This is a genomic window from Pseudomonas sp. P4_C8, assembly GCF_056401975.1.
On the sequence record NZ_JBFUIH010000008.1, the window covers coordinates 88,012 to 102,689 of the forward strand.

General features: G+C 59.4%; 12 protein-coding genes and 1 pseudogene. 7 read left to right on the plus strand and 6 right to left on the minus strand.

Features of this window, described 5'->3' with window-relative positions:
• Positions 1–155 precede the first annotated feature (155 nt).
• Both purU and AC1DWM_RS07090 read left to right on the plus strand, forming a co-directional pair.
• The gene (gene purU, locus AC1DWM_RS07085) at positions 156–1,004 is read left to right on the plus strand and encodes a formyltetrahydrofolate deformylase (protein ID WP_007945871.1); all 849 of its coding nucleotides are present in this window, start codon (positions 156–158) and stop codon (positions 1,002–1,004) included.
• 87 nt (positions 1,005–1,091) lie between these two features.
• Positions 1,092–1,268, plus strand: a complete 177-nt coding sequence (locus tag AC1DWM_RS07090) for a hypothetical protein (RefSeq protein ID WP_477794894.1) — start codon at positions 1,092–1,094, stop codon at positions 1,266–1,268.
• Here the strand turns inward: AC1DWM_RS07090 and AC1DWM_RS07095 are convergent.
• From AC1DWM_RS07095 to AC1DWM_RS07115, 5 genes and pseudogenes are all read right to left on the minus strand, one after another.
• Positions 1,255–2,250, minus strand: a complete 996-nt coding sequence (locus AC1DWM_RS07095; RefSeq protein WP_477794895.1) for a lysylphosphatidylglycerol synthase transmembrane domain-containing protein — start codon at positions 2,248–2,250, stop codon at positions 1,255–1,257. The genes AC1DWM_RS07090 and AC1DWM_RS07095 overlap by 14 nt on opposite strands.
• Complete coding sequence (locus AC1DWM_RS07100; protein WP_477794896.1) at positions 2,247–3,023, minus strand: DUF2334 domain-containing protein; 777 nt, start codon at positions 3,021–3,023, stop codon at positions 2,247–2,249. Before AC1DWM_RS07100 ends, AC1DWM_RS07095 begins: the two co-directional genes overlap by 4 nt.
• Complete coding sequence (locus tag AC1DWM_RS07105; protein ID WP_477794917.1) at positions 3,016–4,137, minus strand: glycosyltransferase family 4 protein; 1,122 nt, start codon at positions 4,135–4,137, stop codon at positions 3,016–3,018. Before AC1DWM_RS07105 ends, AC1DWM_RS07100 begins: the two co-directional genes overlap by 8 nt.
• 205 nt (positions 4,138–4,342) lie before the next feature.
• A complete protein-coding gene (locus tag AC1DWM_RS07110) occupies positions 4,343–5,107 on the minus strand; it encodes a methyl-accepting chemotaxis protein (RefSeq protein WP_411736823.1) in 765 nt (254 codons plus the stop codon).
• Between the two features lie 93 nt (positions 5,108–5,200).
• Positions 5,201–6,232: pseudogene (locus AC1DWM_RS07115) on the minus strand (HAMP domain-containing protein); the annotation flags it as partial.
• A gap of 185 nt (positions 6,233–6,417) precedes the next feature.
• Here AC1DWM_RS07115 and AC1DWM_RS07120 point away from each other — a divergent pair.
• Positions 6,418–7,905, plus strand: coding sequence for a helicase HerA-like domain-containing protein (locus tag AC1DWM_RS07120; RefSeq protein WP_223511824.1), 1,488 nt, complete (start codon positions 6,418–6,420; stop codon positions 7,903–7,905).
• Between the two features lie 107 nt (positions 7,906–8,012).
• On the opposite strand, the gene AC1DWM_RS07125 is transcribed toward AC1DWM_RS07120, so the two are convergent.
• A complete protein-coding gene (locus AC1DWM_RS07125; RefSeq protein WP_223511825.1) occupies positions 8,013–8,468 on the minus strand; it encodes a DUF721 domain-containing protein in 456 nt (151 codons plus the stop codon).
• Between the two features lie 307 nt (positions 8,469–8,775).
• Here AC1DWM_RS07125 and secA point away from each other — a divergent pair, with 307 nt between their 5' ends.
• The 4 genes from secA (at position 8,776) to AC1DWM_RS07145 (ending at position 14,587) form a co-directional block, all read left to right on the plus strand.
• Positions 8,776–11,511 (plus strand): preprotein translocase subunit SecA, encoded by a 2,736-nt coding sequence (secA, locus tag AC1DWM_RS07130; RefSeq protein WP_223511826.1) that lies wholly within the window; start codon positions 8,776–8,778, stop codon positions 11,509–11,511.
• Positions 11,512–11,632: 121 nt separating this feature from the next.
• Positions 11,633–12,850: a bifunctional glutamate N-acetyltransferase/amino-acid acetyltransferase ArgJ gene (argJ, locus tag AC1DWM_RS07135; RefSeq protein WP_477794897.1), complete on the plus strand. Its 1,218-nt coding sequence runs from the start codon at positions 11,633–11,635 to the stop codon at positions 12,848–12,850.
• A 163-nt stretch (positions 12,851–13,013) separates the two neighbouring features.
• Complete coding sequence (locus AC1DWM_RS07140; RefSeq protein WP_223511828.1) at positions 13,014–13,646, plus strand: glutathione S-transferase family protein; 633 nt, start codon at positions 13,014–13,016, stop codon at positions 13,644–13,646.
• Positions 13,643–14,587, plus strand: a complete 945-nt coding sequence (locus AC1DWM_RS07145; protein WP_477794898.1) for a Nudix family hydrolase — start codon at positions 13,643–13,645, stop codon at positions 14,585–14,587. Before AC1DWM_RS07140 ends, AC1DWM_RS07145 begins: the two co-directional genes overlap by 4 nt.
• The last annotated feature ends 91 nt before the right edge of the window (positions 14,588–14,678 follow it).

Consider the following 14,678-nt stretch of genomic DNA (forward strand, 5'->3'; position numbering starts at 1 on the left):
TTGATATCGACTAAAAGATCACCACCGCGCGGGGAACGGGTGCTTTCAGAGTCGGGTCCACGACCGGTATGCCGGGCAAGCCGTCATCAATACTGTAGTTTTGCTGCGCAATCGCTAGAATGGCGGCCTTTGCGAAGTTCTGGAGTTTCCCCCTCATGCGCACTTTTCGGCTGGTGATTGCTTGCCCGGACCGCGTCGGCATCGTTGCTAAAGTCAGTAACTTTCTGGCGTCACATAACGGCTGGATCACCGAAGCGAGCCATCACTCGGACAATCTCAGTGGTTGGTTCTTCATGCGTCACGAAATTCGTGCCGACTCGCTGCCTTTCGGTATTGAAGCCTTTCGCGAAGCCTTTGCGCCGATTGCCAAAGAGTTCTCGATGGACTGGCGCATCACCGATACAGCGCAGAAGAAACGCGTGGTGTTAATGGCCAGCCGCGAGTCTCACTGCCTGGCTGACTTGCTGCACCGCTGGCACAGCGATGAACTGGATTGCGAAATCTCCTGCGTGATTTCCAACCATGATGACTTGCGCAGCATGGTCGAGTGGCACGGCATTCCTTACTACCATGTGCCGGTCAATCCACAGGACAAAGAGCCTGCGTTTGCCGAAGTTTCGCGTTTGGTCAAACAGCACGATGCCGAAGTGGTCGTACTTGCCCGCTACATGCAAATTCTGCCGCCGGCGTTGTGCAGCGAATATGCGCACAAGGTCATCAACATTCACCACAGCTTCCTGCCGTCGTTCGTCGGCGCCAAGCCGTATCACCAGGCTTCCATGCGGGGTGTGAAGTTGATCGGCGCAACCTGCCACTACGTGACCGAAGAACTGGACGCCGGCCCGATCATTGAGCAGGACGTGGTGCGTGTCAGCCACAGTGACAGCATCGAAGACATGGTGCGTTTCGGCCGTGATGTCGAGAAGATGGTATTGGCGCGCGGTCTGCGTTATCACCTGGAAGACCGGGTGTTGGTGCACGGCAACAAGACGGTCGTGTTCTGATAACACCGCAATGCAGTTGAAATTCGAAGGGCCTGGGCGTTCAATCGCTTTAGGCCCTTCGCTGTTTCTGCACTGAGGATATTGAACATGGCCGATCCACTCGACAAAGCCACTTCTAAAGCACCGGCAACAGTGGGCGAGGGCTGTTTGAGTCGCTATGACCCGGATGACATGAACCCCGAAGACGGCACGGAGTTTCCCGGTGCTGCCGAGTTGTGGGAGCAGTTACAGCAAGACGGTGAAGACACGATCAAGCCTGCTTGAACTTCATCAACTTCCTCAGCAGCGGCCGTCCGAGCATCAGCAAGAACATGGGGCCACCCGCTATCAGGTAGAAGTAATAAGTCACCGCCCGCCAGATCAAAATGGCCGCCGCAGCGGTCGACTTCCCCACCATGGGCGCCAGCAAGGCCGCCGACGTCAACTCTGCCGCCCCGGCACCGCCCGGTAGCAAACTGAATTGCCCTGCACTGAGCGAAAGCATCTGGATCAAAAAGCACCAGGCCCATTGCAAATCCGCCCCCAGCCCGCGTATTGCCAGATACAACACACTGTAGCGCAGGACCCAATGTAAACAGGTCAGCGCAAACACCGTGATCAATGTCTGAAAAGGCAACTTCAATGTGTCAGTGAATGCGGCGAGGAAGTGCAGAAGTTTTCGTGCCCAGCGCAGGCGCGTAGTGCTTTTTACATTCAGGCGAACCAGAAATCGGCCGCTCAGGCGAATCAGCAGCCGATGGTAGCGGGCGACCAACACGCAGCAAATCAACCCGCCGAACATCGAAATAACGCTGACAGTCAGCAGCCATTCCATACGTTCGCTGAGGTGCTGGAACAGTGCATAAATCAAAATCCCGCTCAGTGCACAGAGAAAAAACAGCAGATCACTCAGTTGATCCATGGCGAATACTGCGCTGCTCCTGGCCGGTTGCACGCCATTGCGCGCCAGCAACGCCATAAGCGCCAGCGGTCCGCCGCTGCCGCCGGGGGTGGCGCAATAGGCGAACTCGGTGGCCATCACCACGCCGAGGCTTTTGACCGGGCTGACCTTATCGCGCTGATCGCCCAGTAACAGGCGCAAGCGCAGGGTGTTCACCACCCAACACAACAGAATCATGCCGAACATGATCAGCAGCCAGTTCAATGGAAAGCTTTGCAGTCGCGACCAGGTCTGGTTACCGCCCAGCAACAGCGGGATCAGCACCGCAGCCAGCAGGGCAATGAACAGCACAATCCCCCGGTTCATGCTGCGCGGCCGACCGGGTCGTGTTGCAAAGCCAGCCATTGGGACTTGGTCATCGACACGCGCCCCTCGTCGAGCAAGCGCTTGAGGGTTTGCAACCAGTAGTTGCGCGAGAACGCATGGCGCATGTCCACTGGGTGCAGGCCCAGGCGAATGACCGGCGCGTGCTGCCAATGCTGCTCGCGTTGATCGCTGAGCAATTTCGACAAGCCCCGCCGCCAGGCACTGCGAGCGCTCCAGACCAGCCCTGGCGCATCTATCGGGGTGAAATCCGGCAGTCGATACAAATGCTGCGAGTCGCTGGTGTAGCGCAGCGGCAATTGGCGCAACGCCTGGCGCGTGCCTTCGCTCATCAACCAGGCCGGTGCGACGAAACCTTCCAGCGGCCAGTTGTATCGCTCAAAGACCTCAATTCCGGCGCGCAACCGGGTGAGTGCGGCGTGTTGCGACAGGCGGTAAAACTCGCCTTCGTGGGTGTAGATACGGCGCATGAACCAGTCTCGCGGGTTGCCGGGCGGTGGTCCTTCATCGCAATGAAAGTAGCCGTGCAATGCCAGTTCGTCCCCTCGGGCGATACGGTGGGTGAGCGCTCGTCGAAATTCCGGGTGAGCGTCAAGGCTGTTGTGTTTGTGGAAATCCGGGACCACCAACCATGTCATCGGTACGTCGCCCCATGCGTCGACCGCTTCAACGAAGGGTTGATAATCGGCCCAGGTTTGCGGCGTAACGTCGTGCAACACCAGTAACACGCAGGAAGGGCTCATCGGATTAACCATTGGCAGTCAGCGGCCATTGGCTGCCGAGTACGGCGTGATAGTGCCCCAGCAGACTGTTGACCACCGTGTCCCAGCTGTATTGTCGCTCCACGTGACAGCGCGCAGTTTTCCCCAACGCCGCGCTGTCCTGGCTGAACAACTCACGCACTGCGTTGGCCATCGCCATCGAGTTGTTCGGCGCGCACAGCAAGCCGCAGGGCGCGGTAACAATTTCCGGAAAGGCCCCGGCTGCCACCGCCACCACCGGAATGCCGCAGGCCATGGCCTCGAGTACTACCAGTCCGAACGTTTCCTGATCGCCGGCGTGCAGCAAGGCATCGGCGCTGGCCATCAATCGCGCTACTTGTGTGGTCGGGCAGAACCCGTCAACCACCGTGACGTTGTCCGGCACAGCGGCCGGCATCGACGACCCCACCAGCAGCAGGTGATAACGGGGCCCCAGACGCACCATGCAATCGAGCAGCACCGGCAGGTTTTTTTCTTTGGAGCCGCGTCCGGCGAAAATCAACAGATGAGTGTTTTCATCAATGCCCAATTCGGCTCGCAGGCCAGGGTCTCGGGCATCGGGGTTGAAGGTTTGCAAGTCAACGCCCAAGGGTTGGACGAACACGTTCTTCACCCCCAGCCCGCTCAATTTGTCGGCCATGACCCGGCTCGGCGCCAGCACCCGGTCGAAGTTGCCGTAAAGCTTGCTGACATAGGCCTCGACGTTCGGCGTGACCCAATGGCCCATCCGATTGCTGACCAGCAGCGGCAAGTCCGAGTGATAAAAACCGATGACCGGCACATCCAGTTGGCGTCGCGCATCCAGTGCTGCCCATGCGGTGAGATAAGGGTCGCCTACTTCGATCAGATCGGGCTGTAAATCCTGCAGGACATTTCGCCAAGGGGCGAGACGGAGGGGGAAGCGATAACCCTTGCCAAAGGGCAGGGCAGGGGCCGGAACCGTGTAAACGCCATCCGTTTCACTCAGGTGAGCGCCCGGAATCAACAGGCTGTGGCGAATGCCCGGCTTGGTGCTCAGGCGACGGTGTTTGGCATCCAGATACGTGCGCACGCCACCGCTGGCAGGGGCGTAGAACATGGTGATGTCCGCGATATGCACGATGAACAGCCCTCCGGTGCTGTTGTTCTCCCTTGGTTGACCTTTATGAAGGATAGATGTTCGGTTGGGGTTTTGCGGTGGGGGTGTCAGCGGGGTTTTTGGGCGTTTGGTAGTCCGCTATCGCGAGCAGGCTCGCTCCTACAGGGTTTTGCACTGAACCTGTAGGAGTGAGCCGGCTCCGGGCGGCGTTCCGACGATGGGGCCTTATCTGACGCTAGATTCGGAAACTGCCTACCAACTGCTTCAGACGCGAAGCCTGCTGCTCAAGATCTGAGCATGCGCGCAAGGTCGATTGCAGGTTTTCAACGCCTTCCTGGTTCAGCGTATTGATCTCAGTAATGTCGACATTGATCGACTCCACCACTGCAGTCTGCTCTTCGGTCGCCGTGGCTACCGACTGGTTCATCCCGTCGATTTCACCGATGCGCAAGGTCACGCTGTTCAACCGCTCGCCGGCCAGGTTGGCGATTTCCACGCTGTCCTGACTGTGGCGCTGGCTGTCGCTCATGGTGCTGACGGATTCGCGGGCGCCGACTTGCAGCTCCTCGATCATGGTCTGCACCTGTTGCGCCGATTCCTGCGTGCGATGCGCCAGGTTGCGCACTTCATCGGCCACCACCGCGAAACCGCGACCTGCTTCACCGGCGCGGGCCGCTTCAATGGCCGCGTTGAGCGCCAGCAGGTTGGTTTGTTGGGAAATGCTGGTGATCACTTCGAGGATCTGGCCGATGTTCACGGTTTTGCTGTTCAACGATTCGATGTTGGTGCTCGATGCGCTGAGCATGCTCGACAGCTGATTCATCGCGGCAATGCTGCGGTCCACCACTTGCTGGCCGTCTTCGGCCAGGCTGCGGGCATCGCTGGCCTGGCTCGACGCTTGCGCGGCGTTACGGGCGATTTCCTGGGCGGCGGCCCCCAGTTGATTGATCGCTGCGGCGACGCTGCTGGTGCGCGAGGCCTGCTGGTCGGAGTTGAACATCGAGGAGTTCGAGGCGGCCACGACACGTAGCGCCACTTCGTTGACTTGGCCGGTGGCCGAGGACACTTCGCGAATCGAGGTGTGAATACGCTCTACAAAACGGTTGAACGCGGTACCGAGGATACCGAACTCATCGTTGTTCTGGATGGTCAGGCGCTTGGTCAGATCGCCTTCACCGTCGGCAATGTCGGCCATGGCGCGGGTCATGATGTGCAGTGGTTGGATCAAGATGCGGATCAACATGCCCAACAGCGCGATGATGATCGCCACCGCAATGATCGTCGCGACGACCGCCGAAGCGCGGAACTCGCTGAGCATCGAGAAGGCTTTGTCCTTGTCCACCGACAAACCGATGTACCAGTTGACCGACGGCAGGCCTTTGATCGCGGTGAAGGTGACGATGCGGGTCTTGCCGTCGACCTCCACTTCACTGTAGGCGTTGCCGATGCGCGGGGTATTTTTCGGGTAGGCCTCGCTCAGTGATTTCATCACAAGGGTTTTATCCGGGTGAACCAGGATTTTTCCGTCGGCGCTGACCAGGAAGGCATACCCCATGCCGTTGAAATCGCGAGCGCTGAGGGTGTCGATCAGGGTTTGCAGGCTCAAGTCGCCGCCCACCACGCCGACGCTTTGTCCGGCTTTGCGCGAGGCAGTGGCGATGGAAATGATGGTCTGGCCGGTGGCTGCGTCGATGTACGGTTCGGTCAGGGTCGCGGTGCTGCTGTTTTGCGCGCCTTTGTACCAAGGGCGAACGCGTGGGTCGAAGCCAGCGGGCATCTTGGCGTCCGGGCGAATAGTGAAGCTGCCGGTGGCATCGCCCAGGTAGGACGCCATGAACGTCGACGTCAGGGCTTTCTGCTCAAGCAGGCTGGCGACCGTGGACGGTTCAGGATTGATGGCGATGTTTTGGGCGAGGTTGTCGATCAGCAGGATTCGGCCGTTCAACCAGGTCTGGATGTTGTTGGCGGTGACGTCACCCATCTCACTGAGGTAATTGTCGAGGTCTTCGCGGATGGCGTTACGCTGTAAATAGTCGTTGTACAGCGTGAACGAGGCGAAGGCGGCAATAACAATGAGCGCGGCGGCAAGCAAAATCTTATGGCTGAAGCGCAGGTTTTTGTTCATGGCTTGGGGTTCCGCTAAGGTCTTAATGTCCTGGGCGTGCTTTTATAAAGACACGCTAAGTGGGCAATGTTGTAAATAAGCTGATATTTCCGTTCTTTCCTTAGGGAATTACCGACGCTGATTTCTATGCAGTCTCGGTTTTTGTATCGGCCGCGCCGGATCAAAGATTAACCATGGGTGACAAAATGCCTGACTCATTGCAACTCGTTCTCGGCGCCGACCTTGCCGGCCAGTCCATCGCCCAGGCCATGCGTCTGGCCAACCGTCACGGTCTGGTCGCAGGCGCTACCGGGACGGGTAAAACCGTCACGTTGCAGCGCATGGCCGAAGCTTTCAGCGACGCGGGCGTCGCGGTGTTTGCCGCCGATATCAAGGGCGACCTGTGTGGTCTCGGTGCCGCCGGCAACCCGCAAGGCAAGATCGCCGAGCGCATCGCCGGGATGCCGTGGCTGAATCACAAGCCTCAGGCGTATCCGGTGACCCTGTGGGACATTCATGGCCAGTCTGGTCATCCATTGCGCACTACCTTGAGTGAAATGGGCCCGTTACTGCTGGGCAGTCTGTTGGAGCTGACCGACAGCCAGCAGTCGGCGCTGTACGCGGCGTTCAAGGTGGCGGATCGCGAAGGGCTATTGCTGCTGGATCTCAAGGATCTGAAGGCGTTGCTCAATCACCTGCGTGACAACCCGGAATTGCTCGGGGATGACGCCGCGTTGATGACTACCGGCTCAAGTCAGGCGCTGTTGCGGCGTCTGGCAACGCTGGAACAACAAGGCGCCGAAGCGCTGTTCGGCGAACCGGCGCTGCAACTCGAAGATATTTTGCAGCCGACCGACGACGGTCGCGGGCGTATTCACTTGCTGGATGCCAGTCGTCTGGTTCACGAAGCGCCGAAGGTCTACGCGACCTTCCTGCTCTGGCTGCTCGCTGAGTTGTTTGAGCAATTGCCGGAGCGCGGTGATGCGGACAAACCGCTGCTGGCGTTGTTTTTCGACGAAGCGCACTTGTTGTTCGCCGGTACGCCCAAGGCGTTGCAGGAGCGGTTGGAGCAGGTGGTGCGGCTGATTCGTTCGAAAGGCGTCGGGGTGTATTTCGTCACCCAATCGCCGGGTGACTTGCCGGATGACGTGCTGGCTCAGTTGGGGTTACGCATCCAGCACGGTTTGCGCGCGTTCACGGCCAAGGAACAGAAATCCTTGCGCGCCGTGGCCGAAGGATTCCGGCCGAACCCGGCGTTCGATGCCTTGTCGGTATTGACCGAGTTGGGGATCGGCGAGGCGCTGGTCGGGACGCTGGCCGATAAAGGCACGCCCGAGATGGTCCAGCGCGTATTAATTGCACCGCCGCAGTCGCGGATCGGGCCGTTGAGCGAAGCCGAACGTGCGGCACTGATCGCCGGTTCGCCGTTGCAGGGGCGATATGACAAACCGATTGATCGAGAATCGGCTTATGAAGTGCTGATGGGGCGCAAGGGGCTGGCACCCGATCCGGATGCGGCGCCAGTCAAACCTGCACCCGAAGAGCCAAGTTTTACCGAACAGGCTGGGGAGTTTCTCGGGACGGCAGCCGGTCAGGCATTAAAATCGGCCATGCGACAGGCGGCCAATCAATTGGGCCGACAATTGGTACGCGGGTTGATGGGGTCGCTGCTCGGTGGCAAAAAAAGCCGCTGAACCCTGTAGGAGCATGGTTTGCCCGCGATGAACGATAACGCGGTGTATCTGTTGCACTGCGTCGCTCCCATCGCGGGCAAGCCATGCTCCTACAGAAATCGATGATCTCAGGTTTTGGGTTTTGCATGCGCCGCCAGGCGTTCCAGCGCGGCCCGCAGATTGGGATCGGTGATCCCGTCGGCCGTCGCCTGAATGGTCGCGCCCGCATCCGTCGACAAACTGATGGTATGCCCCGCCGCCCCTTGCTGAACGGTCGGTGGCTGAACCTTGAACAAAATCCGCGTCAAACTGGCGAACTCATCAAACATCTGTAGCTGACGCTGCAGACGCTTTTGCTGATAACGCAGGCGGGTCGCCCAATGTCCGTCGGTGACGATCAGCAACAAACTGCCTTCGCGCCACGACGCCACATGGCAATGTTCGCGAGCGGCGGGCTGCAATTGGCTTTCGAGCAGGCGTTGTAAATGACCCAGGCGTTGAGCATGGCCAAAAATAGCTTTCAGCGGCTTGGCTTCGCGAAGCAGAACGGCGGGGGCTCTGGCCGTAAGAGGGCGAAATGCCATGATCAGACACCTGAAGTAACAGAGCCGCCATGGTAGCAGAAAGCACCACGTGTACCTGACCCATTGCTTTGCGCGCGCTTTACCCATTAAATCAACGAGTAACTTCTGCCGTGAATGGCTTGAAGTTCAGCAAAAAGCCCTTATTTTAAGTGAGCCCCGTTACAGCGCAGTGCATGCATCGTGGAACAACGCCACTTTCCTCACCATCGTTTCCGGGTAGAATGCTCGTTCGCATGCGGCCATGAGGGCTGCACGGGCGACTCACGGGGCCGCCCTCCATCCCTTTAGTGTGGAAGATCCTGCCGATATGTTTGCGCCTTTGTTAAAGAAACTTTTTGGAAGCAAGAACGAGCGTGAAGTCAAACGCATGCTCAAGACGGTGCAACTCGTCAATGCCTTCGAAGAGCAAATGGTGGCCCTTTCGGACGATCAATTGCGTGCCAAGACCGATGAGTTCAAGGCCCGCATCGCCAAAGGGGAATCCCTCGACAAGCTGCTGCCAGAAGCTTTTGCGGTCGCCCGCGAAGCCGGCAAGCGCGTCATGGGTATGCGCCACTTCGATGTCCAGCTGATCGGCGGCATGACCTTGCATGAAGGCATGATCGCGGAAATGCGTACCGGTGAAGGCAAGACCCTGGTGGCAACACTGGGCGTTTACCTCAACGCACTGTCCGGCAAGGGCGTGCATGTTGTGACGGTGAACGACTACCTGGCCCGCCGTGACGCCAACTGGATGCGTCCGCTCTACGAATTCCTCGGCATGACGGTCGGCGTAGTCACGCCTTTCCAGCCGCCGGAAGAGAAACGTCTGGCTTACGCCGCCGACATTACTTACGGCACCAACAACGAATTCGGTTTCGATTACCTGCGCGACAACATGGCGTTCAGCATGGAAGAAAAATTCCAGCGTGAACTCAATTTTGCCGTGATCGACGAAGTCGACTCCATCCTCATCGACGAAGCCCGTACTCCGCTGATCATCTCCGGTCAGGCCGAGGACAGCTCCAAGCTGTACATCGAGATCAACAAACTGATCCCGCAGCTGGAACTGCACGTCGAAGAAGTTGAAGGCGAAGTCACCAAGGCTGGCCACTACACCGTCGATGAGAAGACCCGTCAGGTCGAACTCAACGAAGCCGGTCACCAGTACGTCGAAGAAACGCTCACCAGCATCGGCCTGCTGGCTGAAGGCGAAAGCCTGTATTCGGCACACAACCTGGGTCTGCTGACCCACGTTTATGCCGGCCTGCGTGCGCACAAACTGTTCCACCGCAACGTCGAGTACATCGTGCAGGACGGTCAGGTTGTCCTGGTCGACGAACACACCGGTCGTACCATGCCGGGCCGTCGTTTGTCCGAAGGCCTGCACCAGGCCATCGAAGCCAAGGAAAACCTGAACATTCAGGCCGAGAGCCAGACCCTGGCATCGACCACGTTCCAGAACTACTTCCGCCTGTACAACAAGCTGTCCGGCATGACCGGTACGGCCGACACCGAGGCGTTCGAGTTCCATCAGATCTATGGCCTGCAGGTCATGGTCATTCCGCCGAACAAGCCGCTGGCACGTAAAGACTACAACGACCTGGTGTTCCTGACGGCCGACGAGAAGTACGCGGCCATCGTGGCCGACATCAAGGAAAGCATGGCGGCGGGCCGTCCGGTGCTGGTGGGTACCGCGACCATCGAAACCTCCGAACACATGTCCAGCCTGCTCGTGAAAGAAGGCATCGAACACAAGGTTCTGAACGCCAAGTTCCACGAAAAAGAAGCCGAGATCATTGCCCAGGCCGGTCGCCCAGGCGCACTGACCATCGCCACCAACATGGCCGGTCGTGGTACCGACATTCTGTTGGGCGGTAACTGGGAAGTGGAAGTGGCTTCCCTGGAAGATCCAACGCCAGAGCAAATTGCCTACATCAAGGCTGACTGGCAGAAGCGTCACCAGCAAGTGCTCGAATCGGGCGGCTTGCAGGTCATCGCTTCCGAGCGTCATGAATCGCGCCGTATCGACAACCAGCTGCGTGGTCGTGCCGGTCGTCAGGGTGACGCCGGTTCCAGCCGCTTCTACCTGTCGCTGGAAGACAGCCTGATGCGTATCTTCGCCTCTGATCGGGTGAAGAACTTCATGAAGGCCCTGGGCATGCAGCCAGGCGAGGCGATCGAGCATCGCATGGTGACCAACGCCATTGAGAAGGCTCAGCGCAAGGTTGAAGGCCGTAACTTCGACATTCGTAAGCAACTGCTTGAGTTCGACGACGTCAACAACGAACAGCGTAAAGTGATTTATCACATGCGTAACACGTTGCTGGCCGCTGACAACATTGGTGAAACCATCGCCGATTTCCGTCAGGACGTGCTCAACGCCACCGTCAGCGCACACATTCCTCCACAGTCGCTGCCTGAGCAGTGGGATGTGGCCGGTCTGGAAGCTGCGTTGCAGAGCGACTTCGGTGTGGCGCTGCCGATCCAGCAATGGCTCGACGAAGACGATCACCTGTACGAAGAGACCCTGCGCGAGAAGCTGATGCAAGAGCTGATCGCGGCGTACAACGAGAAAGAAGACCAGGCGGGCGCCGAAGCGCTACGTAGCTTCGAGAAGCAAATCGTACTGCGCGTTCTGGATGACCTGTGGAAAGACCACCTGTCGACCATGGACCACCTGCGTCACGGCATTCACTTGCGTGGCTATGCCCAGAAGAACCCGAAGCAGGAATACAAGCGCGAGTCGTTCACGCTGTTCTCCGAGCTGCTGGATTCGATCAAGCGCGACTCGATCCGTGTGCTGTCCCACGTTCAGGTTCGCCGCGAAGACCCGATCGAAGAAGAACAACGCCTGCGTCAGGAAGCCGAAGCGCTGGCTGCACGCATGCAGTTCCACCACGAAGAAGCACCGGGTCTTGAGCAAGTGGAACCGTTGGGCGAGGAAATTGATGTCGCCCTCGCCGTAGCACCGGTTCGCAACGAGCAGAAGCTGGGCCGTAACGAGCTGTGCTATTGCGGTTCGGGCAAGAAATTCAAGCATTGCCACGGGCAGATCCAGTAAAACCCGTTTCAAACGCTGAAATACCCGCGCCGCGACCGGCATCAGCCGTCGCGGCGTTTTGCCATTTAACACCGCCGTTCATCGTATGACGGTGATGACTACATTTTTAAGGAGCGCATTCATGGCTGTTGGTCTTGGTCCTTTGCCAACGTTGCACCCGGTTGCCGGTTTTGAACTCGGTATCGCCTCGGCCGGCATCAAGCGCCCGGGGCGCAAGGATGTTGTGGTCATGCGCTGTGCCGAAGGTTCCACCGTCGCTGGCGTCTTCACGCTCAACGCCTTTTGCGCCGCGCCCGTGATCCTCGCCAAGCAACGTGTGCAAGGCCCGGTGCGTTACCTGTTGACCAACACTGGCAATGCCAACGCCGGCACCGGCGAACCCGGCCTGGCCGCTGCCGAGCGTACGTGCGCCAAACTGGCTGAGTTGACGGGCGTTGATGCCAGCCTGGTGCTGCCGTACTCCACGGGTGTGATCGGTGAACCGCTGCCGGTCGAGAAAATCGAAGGCGCGCTGCAAGCGGCCCTCGACGACCTGTCGATCCACAACTGGGAAGCTGCCGCCACCGGCATCATGACCACCGACACCCTGCCAAAGGGTGCCAGCCGCCAGTTCCAGCATGACGGTGTAACCATCACCGTGACCGGCATCAGCAAAGGCGCGGGCATGATCCGTCCGAACATGGCGACCATGCTCGGCTACATCGCCACCGACGCCAAAGTCTCCCGTGACGTGCTGCAAAACCTGCTGCTGGACGGTGCCAACAAGTCGTTCAACCGCATCACCATCGACGGCGACACCTCGACCAACGATTGCTGCATGCTGATCGCCACCGGTCAGGCTGCCTTGCCGGAGATCACCCGCACCGAAGGCGAATTGTTCGCCAAGCTCAAGCAAGCGGTGTTCGAGGTGTGCATGGACGTGGCTCAGGCCATCGTTCGCGACGGTGAAGGCGCCACCAAGTTCGTCACCGTTGAAGTCAACGGCGGCGGCAATCACCAGGAATGCCTGGACGTCGGTTACACCGTGGCGCACTCGCCGCTGATCAAGACGGCCTTGTTCGCCTCCGATCCGAACTGGGGCCGTATTCTGGCTGCCGTCGGTCGTGCCGGCGTACCGAGCCTGGACGTGAGCAAGATCGACGTGTTCCTCGGCGAGGTGTGCATTGCCAGCCAAGGCGCGCGCGCCGCGACTTACACCGAAGCCCAGGGCGCTGCGGTGATGCAGCAGGAAGAGATCACCATCCGTATCGAGTTGGGCCGCGGCGATTGCAGCGAAACCATCTGGACCACCGACTTGTCCCACGAATACGTGAAGATCAACGCCGAGTACCGTACTTAAGACCGAGTCGCCCCAATCGCGAGCAGGCTCGCTCCCACAGTAGATTTCCATTGAACACAGATTTTGTGTACAGCAGGAAACAATGTGGGAGCGAGCCTGCTCGCGATGACGGTCTTTCAGTCACCACAAGACTGACCTGTACCCCATCAAAAAGGTCCCGAACATGAGCCTCCACCTGATCATCGGCGACAAACTGCATTCCTCCTGGTCCCTGCGCGGCGCGCTGGCCCTCGACTTGACCGGCGCTGCCTACACCGAAGAACTGATCAAGCTGGGGCAACCGGACACCCGTGAGCGCCTGCTCAAGCATTCGCCGACCGGTAAAGTCCCGCTGCTGAAAACCGAACACGGCACCATTGCCGATTCCCTGGCGATTGCCGAGTATCTGGCCGAGCAATTTCCCGAGGCGGGTCTCTGGCCAAAAGACACCGCCGCCCGTGCGCAGGCGCGTTCGGCCTGTGCGCAGATGCACGCCGGTTTTTTTGCCATGCGTGGCAACATGCCGTTCGACCTGAGCCGCGATGCACCGCTGTCGCAGGCGCCTGATGATGTTCAGGCCGACATCCAGCGCATGCTGGCGTTGTGGGCTGAATGCCGCGAGGCGGCGACCGACACCGGTCCTTTCCTGTTCGGTGGCGCGACCCTGGCCGATGCTTTCTTCGCCCCGATTGCCGTACGCCTGCGCACCTATCAGGTGAAATTGCCGGCAGCGGACGAGGCCTACGTCGAAACGATTTACCAATGGCCGGCTTTCAAGGCCTGGCAGAAAGCAGGTCTGGAGGAGGTTGGGCAGTGAAACGAGTCCATGTAGCCGCCGCCGTCATCCGTGATCACAGCGGCAAGATCCTCATTGCACGCCGTGCTGACACTCAGCATCAGGGTGGCTTGTGGGAGTTTCCCGGGGGCAAGGTCGAGGGCGACGAGTCCGTCGAAACCGCGCTGGCCCGTGAACTTCAGGAAGAGCTGGGCATTGTGGTCAACGCAGCGCGACCGCTGATCAAGGTTCATCACGACTACCCGGACAAGCACGTGTTGCTGGATGTCTGGGAAGTCTCGGCCTTCACCGGCGAACCTCACGGCGCTGAAGGCCAGCCGTTGGAATGGGTGTCACCGCGCGATCTGTTGAACTACGAGTTCCCGGCGGCCAACCAGCCAATCGTCGCTGCCGCACGCTTGCCGGCCGAATACTTGATTACCCCGCAAGACCTGGAAACCCCGGCCTTGCTGCGCGGCATTCAGAAGGCCATCGCGGGGGGGATCAAACTGATCCAGCTACGAGCGCCCAACGGCTACGATCCCAAATACCGCGATCTGGCGGTGGACGCGGCGGGGCTGTGTGCTGGCAAGGCGCAGCTGATGATCAAGGGGCCGTTCGAATGGCTCGGTGATTTTCCGTCCGCGGGTTGGCACATCACTTCGGCGCAGTTGCGTAAATACGCGGCGGCGGGGCGTCCACTGCCAGCATCGCGCTGGTTGGCAGCGTCGTGCCATAACGCGGAAGAACTGGCATTGGCCGAGCAGATGGGCGTGGACTTTGTGACCCTGTCGCCGGTGCAAAAGACCCAGACGCATCCAGAAGCGCAGCCGTTGGGTTGGGAGCAGGCTTCGGTGTTGATCGAGGGGTTCAGCAAGCCGGTGTTCCTGTTGGGCGGTGTTGGTCCGGCAGAGCGGCAGAAGGCCTGGGAAGCTGGGGCGCAGGGTGTGGCGGGGATTCGGGCGTTCTGGCCTGAGGCTTGATTTTGCGATGATGCAACTGCCGCCATCGCGAGCAGGCTCACTCCCACAGTTGACCGAGTTCTTCCTGAAGAAATGCGATCCACTGTGGGAG